Genomic DNA, 14,835 nt, shown 5'->3' on the forward strand with positions numbered 1-14,835 from the left:
GCGATGGCTCCTGAAGACTCTCCTTCCGGGCAGAGCGACCCCGACCCCACCACGTCCCCCACGGGAGACGTGCAGGGCGACCCGTGGCTGGCCTTCGGCTACCTGGTCTCGGGGGTGCTCGTCTACGGCGGGATCGGATGGGGGCTCGACCGGTGGTGGGGGACCCAGTTCCTCGTCGTCGTCGGCATCCTGACCGGCATCACCCTGGGCCTCTACCAGACCTGGGCGCGGTTCCGACCGCAGCCCTACGTCAAGCCCGGCGCCCAGCCCGACACCCGGGACCACGCCCCGCACCACGAGCAGCAGCCGCACGACCAGCAGGCGCAGCAGTGACGCACCCGTTGACGCAGACACAGGAGACACGTTGAGCAGCCTCATCCCCGCCAGCGAGGGTTTCACCCCGCCGGGTCCCGCGGACTTCGACCTGCCCGGAATCGGCGGCGACTTCGGGTCCTACGAGTTCCTCGGCCAGACCCAGCTGCTGGCCGTCACCAAGCCCATGCTCCAGCTCGTGCTGGCAGCGGTGCTCGTGTTCGGCTTCTTCTACCTGGCCTCGCGCAAGCGGGCCATGGTGCCGGGCAAGCTGCAGTTCGTGGGCGAGGAGGCCTACGGGTTCGTCCGCAACTCGATGGCGCGCGACATCATCGGCAGCCACGACTTCATGCGGTTCGTGCCGTACCTGTTCGCGCTGTTCTTCTTCATCCTGCTCAACAACCTCTTCGCGACGATCCCCTTCATCCAGTTCCCGACCTTCTCCCGCGCGGGCATGGTCTACGGGCTGGCCGCGCTGAGCTGGATCATCTACAACGCGGTGGGCATCAAGAAGCACGGCTTCGTGGGCTACTTCAAGCTCCAGTCGGTGCCGGCCGGCATCTCCGGGCCGATCCTGCTGCTGCTGGTGCCGCTGGAGTTCCTCTCCAACATCCTGGTCCGCCCGGTCACGCTGGCGCTGCGTCTCTTCGCGAACATGTTCGCGGGCCACCTGCTGCTGATCCTCTTCGCCCTCGGCGGCGAGTACATCATCGCGGAGATGTCGCTGGCCTACGCGCCGGTCGGCGTCCTCGCCTGGGTGCTCTTCATCGCCGTCGCCTTCCTGGAGCTGCTGGTGCAGTTCCTCCAGGCCTACGTCTTCGTCCTGCTGAACGCGATGTACATCCAGGGCGCTCTCGCCGACGAGCACTGACCGTCGGCCCCACTGCTCCACCCGCACGACCCGCCCAGAACCCCGAAGTAGTACAAACCGAAAGGAAAGTCGTGGAACTCACTGGCTCCATGAACATGATCGGCTACGGCCTGGCCGCCATCGGCCCCGGCGTCGGCATCGGTCTCATCTTCGCCGCCTACATCTCCGGTGTGGCCCGTCAGCCGGAGGCCCAGGGCCGCCTGCAGTCGATCGCCATCCTGGGCTTCGCGCTCGCCGAGGCGCTCGCGATCATCGGCATCGCCCTCGCGTTCGTTCTCTGACCGAGTCGGGCTCACGCAGGACCGGAAGGACTAGCCCATGCAAGCACCGTTCGCACCCCTCGTGGTGAGGGCGTCGGAGGACGGCGAGCTCAACCCGCTCGTTCCGCACGCCGTCGAGATCGTCCTGTCGCTGATCGTCTTCGGCATCCTCTTCTTGCTCGTCAAGAAGTTCGTGGTGCCGTCGTTCGAGAAGACCTACGCCGACCGCACCCAGGCGATCGAGGGTGGGCTGGCCGCTGCCGAGACCAAGCAGGCCGAGGCCGACGCCAAGCTGGCCGAGCTCGAGCAGCAGCTCAGCGAGGCCCGGCACGAAGCCGCGCGCATCCGCGAGGAGGCCCGCGAGCAGGGGGCCTCGATCATCTCGGAGATGCGCGAGCAGGCCCAGACCGAGGCGACCCGCATCGTCGACAACGGCAAGGCCCAGATCGAGGCGGAGCGCCAGCAGGCGGTCACCTCGCTGCGGGCCGAGGTCGGCGCCCTGGCGACCGGCCTGGCCGGTCGCATCGTCGGCGAGAGCCTCGAGGACGACGCTCGCCAGAGCCGTGTCGTCGAGCGCTTCCTGGCCGACCTCGAGTCGGGCTCCGCCCCGGCCGGCGGGAGCGGGGTCAACTGATGTCGCACTTCCGTGGAGCCTCGGTCGACGCGGTCGCCACGCTCACCGACGAGCTGGGCACCTCCGTGTCCGGCTCGTCCGAGCGTGCCGCCACCGTCGGTGACGAGCTCTTCTCGGTCGCGGCGACCCTGCGCGGCGAGGGCGCCCTGCGGCGCTTCGTCACCGACGGCTCGATCCCGGCCGAGGCCCGCACGGGCATCGTCGGCGAGGTCTTCGGATCCCGCGCCGGGGAGGAGACCCTGGGTCTGCTCCGCTCGGCGGCCTCGCGCCGCTGGACCGCCTCGGGCGACCTGCCCGACGCGCTCGAGCACCTCGGCGTCGTCGCCGTGGTGACCTCCGCCGGCAACGACGCGGGTCGCCTGGCCGACGAGCTCTTCGCCCTGGCGCAGGCCGTCAAGGACAACCCGTCGCTGCGCGACGCGCTGTCCGACCCCGCCCGCTCGGTCGACGACAAGCGTGCGCTGGTCGACGACCTGCTGCGCGGCAAGGCGCTCGGCGCCACCGCCGCGCTGGCCAAGCAGTCGCTCGCCGGCACCTACCGGACCGTCGGGGTCGCCCTCGCCGAGTACCAGAAGGTCGCCGCCGAGGTCCACGGCCAGGGCGTGGCGACGGTGCGCGTGGCCCGGGAGCTCTCCGCTGCCGACCGCGAGCGCCTCACCGAGGTCCTCTCCCGCCAGTACGGCCGTCCGGTCCACCTCAACCTGGTGGTGGACCCCTCGGTCATCGGCGGTGTGAAGGTCGAGATCGGCGACGACGTCATCGACGGCACCGTCTCCGCTCGCCTCGACGACGCCCGCCGCCGCATCGCCGGATGACCACCCGCCGGTCACCCTTGGGGGAGACCGGCACCCCGCACCACCGCTCCACCCGCGACCAGTCGCCCCAGACCGCCTGAAGCAAGAGACAAGAGAGAAGGCACCAAGATGACGGAGCTCTCCATCCGTCCGGAGGAGATCCGCGACGCGCTGCAGAAGTACGTCGCCGACTACCAGCCCGACGCCGCCAGCAAGGAAGAGGTCGGCACCGTGGCCCAGGCGGGTGACGGCATCGCCCGCGTCAGCGGCCTGCCCTCCGCGATGGCCAACGAGCTCCTCGAGTTCGAGGACGGCACGCTCGGCCTGGCCCTGAACCTCGACACCCGCGAGATCGGTGTCGTCGTCCTCGGTGACTTCGACAAGATCGAGGAGGGCCAGACGGTCCGCCGGACCGGCGAGGTGCTCTCGGTGCCCGTCGGCGACGGCTACCTCGGCCGCGTCGTGGACCCGCTCGGCACCCCGATCGACGGTCTGGGCGAGCTGGAGACCAGCGGTCGTCGCGCGCTCGAGCTGCAGGCGCCCTCGGTGGTGCAGCGCAAGTCGGTGCACGAGCCCCTGGCGACCGGCATCAAGGCGATCGACGCCATGACGCCGATCGGCCGTGGCCAGCGCCAGCTGATCATCGGCGACCGCGCGACCGGCAAGACCACGGTCGCGATCGACACGATCATCAACCAGAAGCAGTACTGGGAGACCGGCGACCCCGACAAGCAGGTGCGCTGCATCTACGTCGCCATCGGCCAGAAGGGCTCGACCATCGCCTCGGTGCGCGGCGCCCTCGAGGAGGCCGGCGCGCTGGAGTACACCACCATCGTCGCGGCCCCCGCGTCGGACTCGGCGGGCTTCAAGTACCTCGCCCCCTACACCGGCTCGGCCATCGGCCAGCACTGGATGTACGAGGGCAAGCACGTCCTCATCGTCTTCGACGACCTGACCAAGCAGGCCGAGGCCTACCGCGCCGTGTCGCTGCTGCTGCGTCGCCCGCCGGGCCGCGAGGCCTACCCCGGTGACGTCTTCTACCTGCACTCCCGCCTGCTGGAGCGCTGCGCGAAGCTCTCCGACGAGATGGGCAAGGGCTCGATGACCGGCCTGCCGATCATCGAGACCAAGGCCAACGACGTGTCGGCGTTCATCCCGACCAACGTCATCTCGATCACCGACGGCCAGATCTTCCTGCAGTCGGACCTGTTCGCGGCCAACCAGCGCCCGGCCATCGACGTCGGCGTCTCGGTGTCGCGCGTGGGTGGCTCGGCGATGACCAAGGCCATGAAGGGCGTCACCGGCTCGCTCAAGGTCGACCTGGCGCAGTTCCGCGCGATGGAGGCCTTCGCGATGTTCGCCTCCGACCTCGACGCGGCCTCGCGCCAGCAGCTCGACCGCGGCCAGCGCCTCATGGCGCTGCTCAAGCAGCCGGCCTACTCGCCGTACCCCGTCGAGGAGATGACCGCCTCGCTGTGGCTCGGCACCAGCGGCCGTCTGGACAAGGTCCCCACCGACGACGTCCTGCGCTTCGAGAACGAGTTCCTCGACTACCTGCGTCGCTCGCACGACGGCATCCTCGCCACCATCCGCGAGACGCTGAAGTTCGAGGACGACACCGAGCAGTCGCTGATCGGTGCCTACGAGTCGTTCCTCGACCAGTTCGAGACCTCCGACGGCTCCTCGATCAAGGTGGGCCACGAGGCCCCCGCCGAGGCCCTCGAGGACGACGAGCTCGGCCAGGAGCAGATCGTCAAGCAGAAGCGGGGCTGACCGATGGCCCTGTCGCTGCGTGAGTACCGCGCGCGGATCAAGTCGACGGAGTCGATGAAGAAGATCACGCGTGCCATGGAGCTCATCGCTGCGTCCCGCATCATCAAGGCGCAGCAGCGGGCGCAGGCGGCCGCGCCGTACGCCCGCGAGCTCACCCGCGCGGTCTCGGCGGTGGCGACGTTCTCCAACGTCGACCACCCGCTGACCCGCGAGGAGGAGAACCCCCAGCGCGCCGCGGTCCTGATCGTCACCAGCGACCGGGGCCTGGCCGGGGCCTACTCCGCCAGCGTGCTCAAGGAGGCCGAGCGCCTCTCCGAGCGGCTGCGCGAGGAGGGCAAGGAGATCGACTTCTACCTCTGCGGTCGCAAGGGCGAGGCGTTCTACAAGTTCCGCCAGCGCCCGGTGGTGCGGTCGTGGACGGGCTTCTCGGACCAGCCGTCCTACGACGTCGCGGCCGAGGTGGGGGAGGCGCTCATCGAGTCCTTCCTCAAGGAGCAGGGCGAGGAGGGCGACGTCGACGAGGTGCACGTGGTCTACACGCGCTTCGTGTCGATGCTGACCCAGGAGCCGACCGCGACGCGGCTGCTCCCGCTCGAGGTGGTGGAGGCCGCTGACGACGACACCCCGTCCGACGCCGACCTGCTGCCGCTCTACGAGTTCGAGCCCTCGCCCGAGGCCGTGCTGGACGGGCTGCTCCCGCAGTACGTCCAGAGCCGGATCTTCTTCTGCCTGCTGCAGGCGGCGGCCTCCGAGCTCGCCGCCCGCCAGAAGGCGATGAAGTCCGCCACGGACAACGCCGACGAGCTGATCAAGAAGTACACCCGGATCGCCAACCAGGCCCGCCAGGCTGGCATCACACAGGAAATCAGCGAGATCGTCGGTGGCGTCAACGCCCTGGCCGACGCCAACGCTTCCCACGAGTGAACAGAGCTGAGTGAGAGACATGACTGCAATCGTTGAAGAGACCCAGACCACGGCGTCGGGGAGCACCGGTCGCATCGCTCGGGTGACCGGCCCCGTCGTCGACGTGGAGTTCCCCGTCGACGCGATGCCCGACATCTACAACAAGCTCACGGTCGACCTGACCCTGGGTGGCGAGACCAAGACGCTGATCCTCGAGGTCGCACTGCACATCGGCGACGGCATGGTCCGCGCCATCTCGATGCAGTCGACCGACGGCCTGGTGCGCGGCGCCACCGTCACCGACAGCGGCGAGCCCATCACCGTGCCCGTCGGCGACATCACCAAGGGTCACGTGTTCAACGCGACCGGTGACGTCCTCAACCTCACCGAGGGCGAGGAGTACGAGGTCACCGAGCGCTGGGGCATCCACCGCAAGGCCCCCGCCTTCGACCAGCTCGAGTCGAAGACCACGATGTTCGAGACCGGCATCAAGGTCATCGACCTGCTGACGCCCTACGTCAACGGCGGCAAGATCGGCCTGTTCGGCGGCGCCGGCGTGGGCAAGACCGTGCTCATCCAGGAGATGATCGCCCGCGTCGCCAAGGACCACGGCGGTGTGTCGGTGTTCGCCGGTGTCGGCGAGCGCACCCGCGAGGGCAACGACCTCATCGCGGAGATGGAGGAGGCCGGCGTGCTGGGGCAGACCGCCCTGGTCTTCGGCCAGATGGACGAGCCGCCGGGCACCCGCCTGCGCGTGGCCCTCTCGGCCCTGACGATGGCGGAGTACTTCCGCGACGTGCAGAACCAGGACGTGCTGCTCTTCATCGACAACATCTTCCGCTTCACCCAGGCCGGCTCGGAGGTGTCGACCCTGCTGGGCCGCATGCCCTCGGCCGTGGGCTACCAGCCCAACCTGGCCGACGAGATGGGTCAGCTCCAGGAGCGGATCACCTCGACGCGCGGTCACTCGATCACCTCGCTGCAGGCGATCTACGTGCCCGCCGACGACTACACCGACCCGGCGCCGGCCACGACGTTCGCGCACCTCGACGCCACCACGGAGCTCTCGCGCGAGATCGCGTCGCTGGGCATCTACCCCGCGGTGGACCCGCTGACCTCGACCTCGCGGATCCTCGACGCCCAGTACATCGGGCAGGAGCACTACGACTGCGCCATCCGGATCAAGGCGATCCTGCAGCGCAACAAGGAGCTCCAGGACATCATCGCGATCCTCGGTGTCGACGAGCTGTCGGAGGAGGACAAGATCATCGTGTCCCGCGCCCGTCGCATCCAGCGCTTCCTGTCGCAGAACACCTACGTCGCCAAGCAGTTCACCGGCATCGAGGGCTCGACGGTGCCCGTGAAGGACACCATCGAGGCGTTCAACAAGATCGCCGACGGCGAGTACGACCACGTGGCCGAGCAGGCCTTCTTCATGTGCGGCGGTCTGGACGACGTCGAGGCGAAGTGGGCCGAGATCCAGAAGAGCCTCTGATGGCGTCGTCCGACACCGGCCTGCAGGTCGAGCTCGTCGCGGCCGACCGGACCGTGTGGTCCGGCGAGGCCTCGATGGTGATCGCCCGCACGGTCGAGGGCGACGTGGGTGTGCTGCGCGGTCACGCGCCGCTGCTCTCGCTGCTCACCGACGCCGTCGTGGAGATCTCGGCGCCCGAGGGCGTCGTGGTCGCCGCGGTCGACGGGGGCTTCCTGTCGGTGGCCGGTGACCGGGTGTCCGTCCTCTCCGAGCACGCCGTGCTCTCGGAGGAGATCGACGTCGACAACGCCCGGACCGAGCTGGACGAGGCCCGTGGCCTGCCGACCAGCGACGAGGCCGAGCAGCGGATCCGCCGGGCCGAGGCCCGCATCCGTGCGGTCGAGAAGGCCCGCTGAGGCCCAGCACCTCCCTGCACGTCACAGCACCACCCCGCCACGACCCGAGGCACCCACCCCAGTAGGGTGAGGGCCTCGGGTCGTTGCTCTTTCAAGCGCAGGGTGGGGGTGGGCGGATGCCGCTGTGGCAGTGGCTTCTCGACGCACTCGGGCTGCTGCTCCTCCTCGCGCTGCTCTACGCCGTCGCCCTGGTGGTGCGCCGCCGGCTCATCTCCCGCGACGGAGGCACCTTCGAGCTGAGCCACCGGGTGCGCACGGACCGCCCGGGCCGCGGGTGGCTGCTCGGCATCGGTCGCTACTCGGGGGAGACCCTCGAGTGGTTCCGCATCTTCTCCCTCTCGCCGCGTCCCAAGCGCGTGTGGCAGCGCGAGGACCTCGAGCTCGTCGGTCGACGCGAGCCCGACGGCACCGAGCAGGTCTCGCTCTACCCCGACCACGTCGTCGTGTGCTGCGACTCCCCGGCGGGGCAGGTCGAGCTCGCCCTCGCCCCGGCCTCGCTGACCGGCTTCCAGTCCTGGCTCGAGGCGAAGCCCCCGGGCGCGCAGATGCCGTGACGACCACGACGATCCCGCCCGACCCCACCGTGCGTCGTGCCCGCAACGCCGTCGGTCTCAGCTTCGCCCTCAACGGCTTCCTCTTCGCCTCGCTCGTCTCCCGCATCCCCGACCTGCGCTCGCGCCTCGACCTCGGCAACGGCGACCTCGGCCTGCTCCTGCTGGCGATCGCGGCGGGGTCCGTGCTCGCCCTGCCCAGCACCGGGCGGCTCATCGAGCGCTGGAGCCCCGGCGCCGTGCTGCGCGGCGGGGCCCTGGTCGACGGCACGGGGCTGTTGCTCGCCGCGTGCGGTGCGTTCTGGCTCGAGTCGGTGCCCGTCGCCGCGGTGGGCCTCTTCGTGCACGGTGTCGGCATCGGCGTCTGGGACGTCTCGATGAACGTCGAGGCCGCCGAGGTCGAGCGTCGTCTGGCGCGCACGGTCATGCCGCGCTTCCACGCCGGCTTCAGCCTCGGCACCATCGGCGGCGCCGTGCTCGGCATCCCGATGAGCGGCCTCGGCGTCGCGATGCCCGTGCACCTCGGGGCGGTCGTGGTCGTGGCCGTCGGGCTGGCGGTGCGCGGCGCGTCCTCGTTCCTGCCCCCCGCGGCCCCGTCGGCGCGCAGCGAGCGGCGGCCGCGCACGGCGTGGTCGGAGCCCCGGACCCTGGCGCTGGGGGTCATGGTCCTGGCCTTCGCCATGGTCGAGGGCACCGCCAACGACTGGCTCGCCCTGGCCCTCATCGACGGCCACGACGTGCCGCGGTGGGTGGGTGTCGCCGGCTTCGCGGCGTTCGTCACCGCCATGACCGCGGGGCGGTTGCTGGGCACGTCGCTGCTCGACCGCTCCGGACGCAGCCCGGTGCTGTGGGCGAGCGCGGCGGCCGCGGGTGCGGGCACCGTGCTGACGGTGCTGGCCGAGCCGCTGCCGCTGGTCGCCCTCGGCATCGTGGTCTGGGGGCTGGGCGCCTCCCTCGGGTTCCCCGTCGGGATGAGCGCGGCCGCCGACGACCCCGCCCGGGCGGCGGCGCGGGTGAGCGTCGTCTCGACGATCGGCTACGGCGCGTTCCTCGCCGGACCGCCGCTGCTCGGCCAGCTGGCCGACGTGGTCGGGACGCTGCACTCCCTGCTCGTCGTCGCGGTGCTGATGGTGCCCGCGGCGGCGGCCGTCCTCGCGACACGCGACCGGCCGGTGTGAGCGAGGTCGCTGCCACCGCCGCGTGACCAGGGGCCACCTGTCCGGTTGGGCAGGGTGGAGGGCAGGATCTCGGCCAGGCCTCCCCACCTCGACCGAACCTCGGGAGTCACCATGAGCCTCGTCTGCGACAGCTGCCGCCATGACTGGCACGGCATGACCTGCACCCACTCCGCGGTGGTGCGCAACGGCTGGTGGCTCCAGCGCGAGGAGTGCCGGTGCACGGGGGAGCCCGGCGCCGGCGTGACGCGCGACTAACCCGGGTCGCCCAGCTGCTCCTGCACCGAGACGACGAGGGTGACCACAAGGTCGAGGTAGGTGTCGGTGCGCGGTGAGCCGTCGAGGGCGAAGGTGCCGACGGGCACCTCCAGCACGGCGTGCTCGACCGCCTCGGGCGTGGGCCAGGCGGTGAGCTCGGGCTCGGCCACCTCGGAGACCACCAGGTGGAGGTCGATGCCGTCGATGAGCGCCCGGCGGCGCTGGTACTCCGGGTCGGCCTGCAGCCGGAGCAGGGCCTCCTCGAGGTCGGGGTCGCGCGCCAGCACCACGCCGAGCGTCGGGTCGACGCCGAGGTCGAGCCCGCCGAGCGCGTCGGCGTCCCAGTCGGTGTCGACGCGGTCGGGCACCTGCGTCGTGCGCCACTGCAGCAGCACGTCGGGACCCTCGAGGTCGTCGAGGCGCTCATCGCCCATGCCCGCCTCGAGCAGGAGGGCGGCCTCGCGCCACGCCCACTCGCGCGAGGACAGGGGCTGCCCCGCGCCGAGCACCCGGTCGTGGGTGTCGCGGCCCGCCGCGACCACCGCGGTGGCGACGAGCTCGGCCGGCTCGGCGACCTCGTCGGGCACCTCGACGCGCTGCTCGTCGGGGTCGAGCACGACGGTGCACCTCACCACCAGCTCGCTGACCAGCGCGTCGAGCTCGTCGGCGAAGCCCAGCGTCTCCTCGACGTCGGCGGCGAGCAGCGCCTCCTCGAGGCGGGCCACGCCCGCGGCGTCGACGCGACCGCCGAGCAGGTCGACCAGGGACCAGAAGCGGTCGGGCGACAGCTCAGCCACGCTCGCCCCCGGGCACCCAGAGCACGTCGCCCTGGTGGCGGTTGGCGTGGCGGGCCAGGATGAACAGCAGGTCGGAGAGCCGGTTGAGGTAGGTGATGGCGACCTTGTTCATGGTCTCGGCGTGCTCGGACCAGGCGGCCCAGGCGGAGCGCTCGGCGCGACGGACGACGGTGCGGGCAACGTGGAGCTGGGCTGCTCCCTCGGTGCCCCCGTTGAGGATGAAGGACCGCAGGGCGGGCAGGTCGGCGTTGTAGGCGTCGCACCACTGCTCGAGACGGTCGACGTAGTCCTGCTCGATGCGCAGCGGCGGGAACTCGGGGTCGGCGACGACCGGGGTGCAGAAGTCGGCCCCGACGTCGAAGAGGTCGTTCTGGATCCGGGTCAGCAGGGCGACCACGTCGTCCTCGAGACCGCCGCGGGCCACGGCGACGCCGATGGTGGCGTTGGCCTCGTCGACGTCGGCGTAGGCGTGGAGCCGGGGGTCGTTCTTGGAGGTGAGGCTCATGTCCCCCAGGCGGGTCTCGCCGGCGTCGCCGGTGCGGGTGTAGATCCGGGTGAGGTTGACCATGGAGCGAGCCTATCGGCCCGCTCGGCCCCCTCGGCCCGCCCGGCGTCTCCTCGGCCGCGCCGGTCCGACCTGGGCCCGGCTAGGTTCGCAGGCATGAGTCGTCGCGTGACCTGGCCCCTGCTGCTCGCCCTGCCCGGGCTCGTGCTGGCGGCGGCCGGGCTCTTCCACCCCCACGGCCTCAGCTACGACACCTCGTGGCGCTGGTTCGCGCTGCACGTGCCCGGCCTGCTGGTCTTCCCCCTCGTCGGCGCCGCGCTCGCCGCCCTCGTGCGGGGCCGGCGCGACCCGGTGTCGTGGGTGGTGCGGCTGACGGCCTACGTCTACGCCACCTTCTACTCCGCGCTCGACGTGATCAGCGGCATCGGCGCCGGCTGGGTGACCCACGAGCTCGGGCCCGGCGTGCCCCGCCCGCCGGCGGTGAGCCTGATGTTCCGCATCGGCACGCCGCTGGGCGAGATCGGGTCGTGGGCCCTGCTGGCGTGCGTGGCGGTGCTCGCGGCCGACCAGCTGGCGCGGCTGCGGGTGCCCGCGCTGGTGGGCCTCGTGCTCCTGCCGGGGGCCTACCTCGTGCACATCGGGCACATCTTCGCCCCGGAGGGCGTCGCGGGCATGGCCCTCATCGGCCTCGCCACGGGGGCCCTCGCGGTGGTCCAGGACCGTGTGTCGGGGTCCGCGACCGCCTCCGGTTGAGGCTTCACCTACCGACACGTCGCAGAAAGTCACCCGGTCGGTGCAACCGGACGCCCGCCGGAGGCGTCAAGGTAGGTGACAGCGGCGCCGACGGCGGCGCCGCGGCTCGGGAGGCAGGGCGACGATGGACATCACCACCGACGGACCCACGCTGGCGCTGCACGGCGACTTCGACGTGCGGAGCACCTTCCGGGTGCGCACGGCGCTCTACGACCACCTCGACGCCCACGGCCAGGTGGTCGTCGACCTCACCGACGTCGACACCGTCGACGTGACGGCGCTGAAGGTGCTCGCCTTCGCCACCCGGCAGGCCTCGATCGAGGGCCACCACCTCGTGCTGCGGGGCGCGGGCCCCGCCGTGCGGCGGCTGCTGCACCTCTCCCACCTCATCCGCGTCGTCGACCTCGACCGCGTCACGGCCTGAGCCGGCCGGTGGCGGGTGTCACATGTGCCACACCGGACGCCGGTTACCAAGCGGTAGATCTCGCCCTACTCTCAGTCTATGACCGAGAAGGACAAGCCCTGGGTGATGCGCACCTACGCCGGGCACTCCACCGCCACGGCCTCCAACGCGCTCTACCGCACCAACCTGGCCAAGGGGCAGACCGGGCTCTCGGTCGCCTTCGACCTGCCGACCCAGACCGGCTACGACCCCGACTCGGTCATGGCCCGCGGCGAGGTCGGCAAGGTTGGCGTGCCGGTGCCGCACCTCGGCGAGATGCGCAAGCTCTTCCAGGACATCCCGCTGACCTCGATGAACACCTCCATGACCATCAACGCCACCGCGATGTGGCTGCTGGCGATGTACCAGGTCGTGGCCGAGGAGCAGGCCGGCGCGGCGCCCGGTGGTGAGGTCACCCCCGAGGACGTCGCGGCGCAGCTGGCCGGCACGACGCAGAACGACATCATCAAGGAGTACCTCTCGCGGGGCACCTACGTGTTCCCGCCCGAGCACTCGCTGCGCCTGATCAGCGACATGATCGCCTACACGGTCCACCAGATCCCCAAGTGGAACCCGATCAACATCTGCAGCTACCACCTTCAGGAGGCCGGCGCGACGCCGACCCAGGAGCTGGCCTACGCGCTGTGCACCGCGATCGCGGTGCTCGACCAGGTCAAGGAGTCGGGCCAGGTCTCGGAGGCCGACTTCGGCAAGGTCGTCGGCCGGATCTCCTTCTTCGTCAACGCCGGGGTGCGCTTCATCGAGGAGACCTGCAAGATGCGGGCCTTCGTCGAGCTCTGGGACGAGATCACCCGGGAGCGCTACGGCGTCGAGGACCCCAAGATGCGCCGCTTCCGCTACGGCGTGCAGGTCAACTCCCTCGGCCTGACCGAGGCCCAGCCCGAGAACAACGTGCAGCGCATCGTGCTGGAGATGCTCGGGGTGACGCTGTCGAAGAACGCCCGCGCCCGCGCCCTGCAGCTCCCGGCCTGGAACGAGGCCCTCGGCCTCCCGCGCCCGTGGGACCAGCAGTGGTCGCTGCGGCTGCAGCAGGTGCTGGCCTTCGAGTCCGACCTGCTGGAGTACGACGACATCTTCGACGGCTCCCACGTCATCGAGGCCAAGGTGGCCGAGCTCGTCGCCAGCGCCCGTGCCGAGATCGACCGCGTGCAGGCCATGGGCGGGGCGATCGCCGCGGTCGAGTCGGGCTACATGAAGCAGGAGCTGGTCTCGGCCCACGCGGCCCGCCGCGGGCGCATCGAGAACGGCGAGGAGAAGATCGTCGGCGTCAACGTCTACGAGACCACCGAGCCCTCGCCCCTCACCGCCGACCTCGACGGCGCCATCATGGCCGCCGACCCCCAGGCCGAGCAGTCGGCGCGGGCCTCGGTCGAGGCCTGGAAGGCCGAGCGCGACGAGACGGCGGTGGCCGAGGCGCTGGCCGCCCTGGCCGCCACCGCCAAGACCGACGAGAACCTCATGCCCGCCACCCTGGCCGCCGCCCGCGCCGGGGCGACCACGGGGGAGTGGGCCGGCACGCTGCGCGAGGTCTTCGGCGAGTTCCGGGCCCCCACCGGCGTGAGCGGCGCGGTCGGCGCCGCCGAGGCCGGCACGGAGCTCTCGACCGTGCGTGACCGGGTGCGTGCCACGGGCGAGGAGCTGGGCGGGCGGCTGCGTCTGCTCGTCGGCAAGCCGGGGCTCGACGGCCACTCCAACGGCGCGGAGCAGGTCGCCGTGCGCGCCCGGGACGCAGGGTTCGAGGTCGTCTACCAGGGCATCCGGCTGACCCCCGAGCAGATCGTGTCGGCGGCCGTGGCCGAGGACGTCCACTGCGTGGGCCTCTCGATCCTCTCCGGCTCGCACATGGAGCTGGTGCCGGCCGTGCTCGACGGGCTGCGCGAGGCCGGTGTCGACGACGTGCCCGTCATCGTCGGCGGGATCATCCCCGACTCCGACGGCCGCCGCCTGCGCGAGCTGGGCGTGGCCGCGGTCTACACGCCGAAGGACTTCGGTCTCACCGAGATCATGGGCGGCATCGTCGACGTGATCCGCGAGGCCCACGGGCTCGGCTGACCGCCCGGCGAGATGAGGTGAGGCTACCCTCACCTCGTGCTAGCGTGGTGGTCGTGAGCAAGAAGGCGAAGGGCAAGGGCGCGAAGGTCGCCAAGCTGCCCAAGACCAAGTGCTGCGTCTCCAAGTCCAAGTGCGGGCGCTGCCCGCTGCGGATGCTCAAGGAGGGCACCCTGCCCGAGGGGTATACGGTCAAGCGTCGCGAGCTGGTCAGGGTCGACGGCAAGAAGGTCAGCAAGAAGAAGCTCGCGAAGGCGGCCTGACCCTCCTCACGCCCCGCGGCCACGTCGTCCGTCCGTCCCGCGCCCGCCAGGAGGCACCGTGCCCGCCGCCCGTTTCGTCGAGCAGCTCAACGCCCAGATCGGCAACGAGCTCGCCGCGCACAACCAGTACCTCGCCTGCGCGGTCTACTACGACGCCGAGACGATGCCGCAGATGGCGGCGTTCTTCTACGGCCAGGCGCTCGAGGAGCGCGAGCACGCCATGATGATGGTGCAGTACCTCCTCGACACCGACTCGCCGGTGACGATCCCCGGTGTGGACGCGCCCGTGCCGACCTTCGACGACGTCGTGGCGCCGGTCGCGCTCGCCCTGGAGCAGGAGCGTCGCGTGACCGAGCAGATCAACGCGCTGCTGCGCACCGCGCGCGAGGAGTTCGACTTCGCCTCCGAGCAGTTCATGCAGTGGTTCATCAAGGAGCAGGTCGAGGAGGTCGCGACGATGTCGGACCTGCTCGCCGTGGTGCGTCGCAACGCCGACGACATCGACGACATCGAGGACTACGTCGCGCGTGAGCAGAGCGCCGAGGGCGCCGACCCCACGGCCCCCCGGGCCGCCGGCGCCTGAG

Annotated in this window: 19 protein-coding genes; 17 read left to right on the plus strand and 2 right to left on the minus strand. The window is 71.0% G+C overall.

The features are described 5' to 3' along the window. The first annotated feature begins 3 nt into the window (after nt 1-3). From ASF47_RS21100 to ASF47_RS21105, 12 genes are all read left to right on the plus strand, one after another. Nucleotides 4-333 (plus strand): AtpZ/AtpI family protein, encoded by a 330-nt coding sequence (locus ASF47_RS21100; protein WP_156697861.1) that lies wholly within the window; start codon nt 4-6, stop codon nt 331-333. 31 nt (nt 334-364) lie between these two features. Next, nucleotides 365-1,183 carry a F0F1 ATP synthase subunit A gene (gene atpB, locus ASF47_RS11580; RefSeq protein WP_082500231.1) on the plus strand — a complete coding sequence of 273 codons (819 nt, stop codon included), beginning with the start codon at nt 365-367 and terminating at the stop codon, nt 1,181-1,183. Nucleotides 1,184-1,272: 89 nt separating this feature from the next. Beyond that, entirely contained in the window at nt 1,273-1,464 is a 192-nt protein-coding gene (gene atpE, locus ASF47_RS11585) for an ATP synthase F0 subunit C (RefSeq protein WP_251534340.1), read from the plus strand. A 37-nt stretch (nt 1,465-1,501) separates the two neighbouring features. After that, nucleotides 1,502-2,077 carry a F0F1 ATP synthase subunit B gene (locus ASF47_RS11590; RefSeq protein ID WP_056864122.1) on the plus strand — a complete coding sequence of 192 codons (576 nt, stop codon included), beginning with the start codon at nt 1,502-1,504 and terminating at the stop codon, nt 2,075-2,077. Beyond that, nucleotides 2,077-2,892, plus strand: coding sequence for a F0F1 ATP synthase subunit delta (locus tag ASF47_RS11595; protein ID WP_056864123.1), 816 nt, complete (start codon nt 2,077-2,079; stop codon nt 2,890-2,892). Before ASF47_RS11590 ends, ASF47_RS11595 begins: the two co-directional genes overlap by 1 nt. Nucleotides 2,893-3,000: 108 nt before the next feature. Further along, nucleotides 3,001-4,644: a F0F1 ATP synthase subunit alpha gene (gene atpA / locus ASF47_RS11600; RefSeq protein WP_056864124.1), complete on the plus strand. Its 1,644-nt coding sequence runs from the start codon at nt 3,001-3,003 to the stop codon at nt 4,642-4,644. Nucleotides 4,645-4,647: 3 nt separating this feature from the next. Beyond that, a complete protein-coding gene (locus ASF47_RS11605) occupies nt 4,648-5,568 on the plus strand; it encodes a F0F1 ATP synthase subunit gamma (protein WP_056864125.1) in 921 nt (306 codons plus the stop codon). Nucleotides 5,569-5,587: 19 nt separating this feature from the next. Continuing rightward, nucleotides 5,588-7,042, plus strand: a complete 1,455-nt coding sequence (gene atpD, locus ASF47_RS11610; RefSeq protein WP_056864126.1) for a F0F1 ATP synthase subunit beta — start codon at nt 5,588-5,590, stop codon at nt 7,040-7,042. After that, complete coding sequence (locus ASF47_RS11615) at nt 7,042-7,437, plus strand: F0F1 ATP synthase subunit epsilon (RefSeq protein WP_056864127.1); 396 nt, start codon at nt 7,042-7,044, stop codon at nt 7,435-7,437. The genes atpD and ASF47_RS11615 overlap by 1 nt, the downstream gene beginning before the upstream one ends. A 116-nt stretch (nt 7,438-7,553) precedes the next feature. Continuing rightward, complete coding sequence (locus ASF47_RS11620) at nt 7,554-7,991, plus strand: DUF2550 domain-containing protein (RefSeq protein ID WP_056864128.1); 438 nt, start codon at nt 7,554-7,556, stop codon at nt 7,989-7,991. Next, nucleotides 7,988-9,166, plus strand: a complete 1,179-nt coding sequence (locus ASF47_RS11625) for an MFS transporter (RefSeq protein ID WP_056864129.1) — start codon at nt 7,988-7,990, stop codon at nt 9,164-9,166. Before ASF47_RS11620 ends, ASF47_RS11625 begins: the two co-directional genes overlap by 4 nt. Before the next feature lie 111 nt (nt 9,167-9,277). Further along, nucleotides 9,278-9,421, plus strand: a complete 144-nt coding sequence (locus ASF47_RS21105) for a hypothetical protein (protein WP_156697862.1) — start codon at nt 9,278-9,280, stop codon at nt 9,419-9,421. Here the strand turns inward: ASF47_RS21105 and ASF47_RS11630 are convergent. Together ASF47_RS11630 and ASF47_RS11635 are read right to left on the minus strand one after the other, a co-directional pair. Further along, complete coding sequence (locus ASF47_RS11630; protein ID WP_056864130.1) at nt 9,418-10,218, minus strand: hypothetical protein; 801 nt, start codon at nt 10,216-10,218, stop codon at nt 9,418-9,420. The genes ASF47_RS21105 and ASF47_RS11630 overlap by 4 nt on opposite strands. After that, a complete protein-coding gene (locus ASF47_RS11635; RefSeq protein ID WP_056864131.1) occupies nt 10,211-10,786 on the minus strand; it encodes a cob(I)yrinic acid a,c-diamide adenosyltransferase in 576 nt (191 codons plus the stop codon). The genes ASF47_RS11630 and ASF47_RS11635 overlap by 8 nt, the downstream gene beginning before the upstream one ends. A gap of 93 nt (nt 10,787-10,879) precedes the next feature. Here ASF47_RS11635 and ASF47_RS11640 point away from each other — a divergent pair, with 93 nt between their 5' ends. The 5 genes from ASF47_RS11640 to ASF47_RS11660 all read left to right on the plus strand — a co-directional run bounded on the left by ASF47_RS11640 (nt 10,880) and on the right by ASF47_RS11660 (nt 14,834). Further along, the gene (locus tag ASF47_RS11640; protein ID WP_156697863.1) at nt 10,880-11,476 is read left to right on the plus strand and encodes a hypothetical protein; all 597 of its coding nucleotides are present in this window, start codon (nt 10,880-10,882) and stop codon (nt 11,474-11,476) included. Between the two features lie 124 nt (nt 11,477-11,600). After that, nucleotides 11,601-11,900 (plus strand): STAS domain-containing protein, encoded by a 300-nt coding sequence (locus ASF47_RS11645; protein WP_056864133.1) that lies wholly within the window; start codon nt 11,601-11,603, stop codon nt 11,898-11,900. A 78-nt stretch (nt 11,901-11,978) separates the two neighbouring features. Beyond that, nucleotides 11,979-13,991, plus strand: a complete 2,013-nt coding sequence (locus tag ASF47_RS11650) for a protein meaA (protein ID WP_056864134.1) — start codon at nt 11,979-11,981, stop codon at nt 13,989-13,991. A 53-nt stretch (nt 13,992-14,044) separates the two neighbouring features. Then, nucleotides 14,045-14,251, plus strand: a complete 207-nt coding sequence (locus tag ASF47_RS11655; RefSeq protein WP_082500337.1) for a hypothetical protein — start codon at nt 14,045-14,047, stop codon at nt 14,249-14,251. A 58-nt stretch (nt 14,252-14,309) separates the two neighbouring features. Then, nucleotides 14,310-14,834, plus strand: coding sequence for a ferritin (locus ASF47_RS11660; RefSeq protein ID WP_056864136.1), 525 nt, complete (start codon nt 14,310-14,312; stop codon nt 14,832-14,834). Nucleotide 14,835: the final 1 nt, after the last annotated feature.

The organism is Nocardioides sp. Leaf285 (assembly GCF_001422955.1).
Lineage (GTDB): Bacteria > Actinomycetota > Actinomycetes > Propionibacteriales > Nocardioidaceae > Nocardioides > Nocardioides kribbensis.

What these genes read in the sequence shown, in the direction of transcription:
- ASF47_RS21100 (WP_156697861.1), top strand. Translation starts at nt 4, where the DNA reads ATGGCTCCTGAAGACTCTCCTTCCGGGCAGAGCGACCCCGACCCCACC.
- atpE (WP_251534340.1), top strand. Translation starts at nt 1,273, where the DNA reads ATGAACATGATCGGCTACGGCCTGGCCGCCATCGGCCCCGGCGTCGGC.
- ASF47_RS11590 (WP_056864122.1), top strand. Translation starts at nt 1,502, where the DNA reads ATGCAAGCACCGTTCGCACCCCTCGTGGTGAGGGCGTCGGAGGACGGC.
- ASF47_RS11595 (WP_056864123.1), top strand. Translation starts at nt 2,077, where the DNA reads ATGTCGCACTTCCGTGGAGCCTCGGTCGACGCGGTCGCCACGCTCACC.
- atpA (WP_056864124.1), top strand. Translation starts at nt 3,001, where the DNA reads ATGACGGAGCTCTCCATCCGTCCGGAGGAGATCCGCGACGCGCTGCAG.
- ASF47_RS11605 (WP_056864125.1), top strand. Translation starts at nt 4,648, where the DNA reads ATGGCCCTGTCGCTGCGTGAGTACCGCGCGCGGATCAAGTCGACGGAG.
- atpD (WP_056864126.1), top strand. Translation starts at nt 5,588, where the DNA reads ATGACTGCAATCGTTGAAGAGACCCAGACCACGGCGTCGGGGAGCACC.
- ASF47_RS11615 (WP_056864127.1), top strand. Translation starts at nt 7,042, where the DNA reads ATGGCGTCGTCCGACACCGGCCTGCAGGTCGAGCTCGTCGCGGCCGAC.
- ASF47_RS11620 (WP_056864128.1), top strand. Translation starts at nt 7,554, where the DNA reads ATGCCGCTGTGGCAGTGGCTTCTCGACGCACTCGGGCTGCTGCTCCTC.
- ASF47_RS21105 (WP_156697862.1), top strand. Translation starts at nt 9,278, where the DNA reads ATGAGCCTCGTCTGCGACAGCTGCCGCCATGACTGGCACGGCATGACC.
- ASF47_RS11635 (WP_056864131.1), bottom strand. Translation starts at nt 10,786, where the DNA reads ATGGTCAACCTCACCCGGATCTACACCCGCACCGGCGACGCCGGCGAG.
- ASF47_RS11640 (WP_156697863.1), top strand. Translation starts at nt 10,880, where the DNA reads ATGAGTCGTCGCGTGACCTGGCCCCTGCTGCTCGCCCTGCCCGGGCTC.
- ASF47_RS11645 (WP_056864133.1), top strand. Translation starts at nt 11,601, where the DNA reads ATGGACATCACCACCGACGGACCCACGCTGGCGCTGCACGGCGACTTC.
- ASF47_RS11650 (WP_056864134.1), top strand. Translation starts at nt 11,979, where the DNA reads ATGACCGAGAAGGACAAGCCCTGGGTGATGCGCACCTACGCCGGGCAC.